At 60.3% G+C, this 2,971-nt stretch carries 4 protein-coding genes; all 4 read right to left on the reverse strand.

Annotated elements, in window-relative coordinates; all coding sequences use genetic code 11:
- Nucleotides 1-402, reverse strand: a 402-nt coding sequence (locus tag EN984_RS28785) for a biotin/lipoyl-containing protein (RefSeq protein WP_348630240.1), incomplete at its 3' end; no start/stop codon positions are given.
- Nucleotides 403-417: 15 nt separating this feature from the next.
- The gene (pdhA, locus tag EN984_RS28790) at nt 418-1,455 is read right to left on the reverse strand and encodes a pyruvate dehydrogenase (acetyl-transferring) E1 component subunit alpha (protein WP_127272717.1); all 1,038 of its coding nucleotides are present in this window, start codon (nt 1,453-1,455) and stop codon (nt 418-420) included.
- A 193-nt stretch (nt 1,456-1,648) separates the two neighbouring features.
- Nucleotides 1,649-1,972 carry a septum formation initiator family protein gene (locus tag EN984_RS28795; RefSeq protein ID WP_127270588.1) on the reverse strand — a complete coding sequence of 108 codons (324 nt, stop codon included), beginning with the start codon at nt 1,970-1,972 and terminating at the stop codon, nt 1,649-1,651.
- Nucleotides 1,973-2,134: 162 nt separating this feature from the next.
- On the reverse strand, nt 2,135-2,971 hold an 837-nt coding region (locus EN984_RS28800; protein WP_127384137.1), incomplete at its 5' end, for a phosphopyruvate hydratase.

Raw genomic sequence — 2,971 nt, forward strand, 5'->3', positions numbered from 1 at the left:
GTCCGGATCGGCGGCGATTTCCGACTTCGGAGCAGCAGCCACCGGCGCAGCCGGCTTTGCGGCCTCCGCCTTATCCTCTGCCGCCGCCGGAGCCTCTGCCTTTGCAGGCGCTTCCGCCTTGGCGGGCGCCGCGGCCTTGCCGATATCCCCGGCACTTTCGCCGTCCTGTAGCAGCACGGCGATCGGTGTGTTGACCTTGACGCCTTCGGTACCGGCGGCGATCAGGATCTTGCCCAGCGTGCCTTCGTCAACGGCTTCGACTTCCATCGTCGCCTTGTCGGTCTCGATCTCGGCGATGACGTCGCCGGCGACGACTTTGTCGCCCTCGTTCTTCAACCACTTCGAAAGATTGCCCTCTTCCATGGTCGGCGAGAGAGCGGGCATGAGAATTTCGATCGGCATGTCCTTGCCCTCCCGTTACAATACGATATCGGTCCAGAGCTCGGACGGATCCGGCTCCGCGTCGTTCTGGGCAAATTCGGCGGCATCCGCGACAATGTCGCGGACCTCCTTGTCGATGGTCTTGAGCTCGTCCTCGGTCGCCCACTTCTTTTCCATCAGCCGTGCCTTGACCTGCTCGATCGGATCATGGTCCGAGCGCATCTTCTGCACTTCTTCCTTCGAGCGGTATTTCGCCGGGTCGGACATCGAGTGACCGCGATAGCGGTAGGTCTGCATTTCGAGAATGATCGGCCCGTTGCCGGCGCGGCACCATTCGGTCGCCTGGTCGCCGGCGGCCTTGACGGCGCGGACATCCATGCCGTCGACCTGGATGCCGGGAATCTTGAACGAGGCGCCACGGTGCGAAAAATTGGTTTCCGCCGAAGAGCGCGACACCGAGGTGCCCATGGCATAGCGGTTGTTCTCGATGATGTAGATCACCGGCAGCTTCCACAGCGAGGCCATGTTGAAGCTTTCATAGACCTGGCCCTGGTTGGCCGCGCCATCGCCGAAATAGGTCAGCGAAACATTGTTGTTGTCGCGGTAGCGGTTGGCGAAGGCCAAGCCCGTGCCGAGCGACACCTGCGCGCCGACGATGCCGTGGCCGCCGTAAAAGTGCTTTTCCTTTGAGAACATGTGCATGGAGCCGCCCTTGCCCCGGGACAGGCCGCCCCGACGCCCGGTCAACTCGGCCATGACGCCGCGCGGCGACAGTTCCATCGCCAGCATGTGGCCGTGGTCGCGATAGGCGGTGATCATCTGATCGCCATCGATCAGTGCCATCTTCATGCCGGTGACGACCGCTTCCTGGCCGATATAGAGGTGGCAGAAGCCGCCGATGAAACCCATGCCGTAAAGCTGGCCGGCCTTTTCCTCGAAACGACGGATGAGCAGCATGTGCCGGTAAGCGGCAAGCTCTTCGTCCTTGGTGAATTCGGCAGGCTTGGGGGCCGAAAGCCCCGATTTGCCGTCGGATTTGGATTTGGCAGGCGCTTTTCTGGCGGCGGTGGCCATGCATCACTCCCTGTTGGCGTCTCTTTGTGGACATTAGAGCAGATGAAATCTGCTCTGGGGAGATCAGCTCTTCCCCACCGATTTAAGGGAGGCTAACACGCGTCAAAGCGTTGCGCCATGCCGAATTTGCATAGCTGGCATGCGCCTAAGCGATTAAAATCATTGAAAATATTGATGATTAACTTGAAATCAGTTATTTCGACGAGGTCGGCAACATAATGGTGATTTCGTCAGCCTGGGACAGATTGAGCGCCTTGCGTGCCTGCTCATCGAGCATGTCCTTTTCGAGCGTGCCTTCATGCATCAACCGAACGCGGCGCTCGAGTTCCATGCGGCGCGCCTTGATCACATCGAGCTGGCCTTGCAGCGCCACCGTCTGGGCTTCCAGCTGATATTTCGAATAGATGCCGAATTCGCCGTGATAGGCGTGAAAGCCGAAATAGGCCAGGAACGCCACGCAAAGCGAGGGAATGATCAGTCGGCCGGTGTTTCTCTGCTTGTGCTGACGCGTCCACATGATCCAAATCCTCGCGGCCGCGAACTCAGGCGGCTCACGATCTTTTTCGCCCGATTGTGCTTAACGGACGGTTACGGGTGTCCTGTTGGGCGGCGTCGAAACAAAAAAGGGCGGGAATGCTCCCGCCCTTTTGTCCGGTATCGATGAGCCGGTGTTTCTGGATCAGCCCTTGACCACCGACTTGCCGGCATAGCTTGCCTGCTTGCCGAGTTCTTCCTCGATGCGGATCAGCTGGTTGTACTTGGCCATGCGGTCGGAGCGCGACAGCGAGCCTGTCTTGATCTGTCCGCAATTGGTGGCAACCGCGAGATCGGCGATGGTCGAATCCTCGGTTTCGCCCGAGCGGTGCGACATGACGGCAGTGTAGCCGGCCTTGTGCGCGGTCTCTACGGCGTCGAGCGTTTCCGTCAGCGAGCCGATCTGGTTGACCTTGACGAGGATCGAATTGGCAACGCCCATGCGGATGCCGTCGCGCAGCCGCGCCGTATTGGTGACGAACAGGTCGTCGCCGACCAGCTGCGTCTTTTTGCCGATCAGGTCGGTCAGGTACTTCCAGCCTTCCCAGTCGTCCTCGGCCAAGCCGTCCTCGATCGAGATGATCGGATAGTCGGCGGCAAGCTTGGCCAGGTATTTGGCCTGGGCCTTGGGATCGCGCGTCTTCTTCTCGCCCTCATAGACGTAGTTGCCGTCCTTGAAGAACTCGGTCGCGGCGCAATCGAGGCCGAGCGCGATCTCGTCGCCCGGCTTGAAGCCAGCCTGCTCGATCGATTCCATGATGAAATCGAGCGCCACCGGCGCGCTTTTCAGGTTCGGGGCGAAGCCGCCCTCGTCGCCGACATTGGTGTTGTGGCCGGCGTCTTTCAGTTTCTTGCGCAGCGTATGGAAGATTTCCGAACCCCAGCGGACACCTTCGCGCAGCGTCGGCGCGCCGATCGGCAGGATCATGAATTCCTGGAAGTCGATCGGGTTGTCGGCATGCGCGCCGCCATTGATGATGTT

This window comes from Mesorhizobium sp. M7A.F.Ca.CA.004.12.1.1, from assembly GCF_003997835.1.
GTDB lineage: Bacteria > Pseudomonadota > Alphaproteobacteria > Rhizobiales > Rhizobiaceae > Mesorhizobium.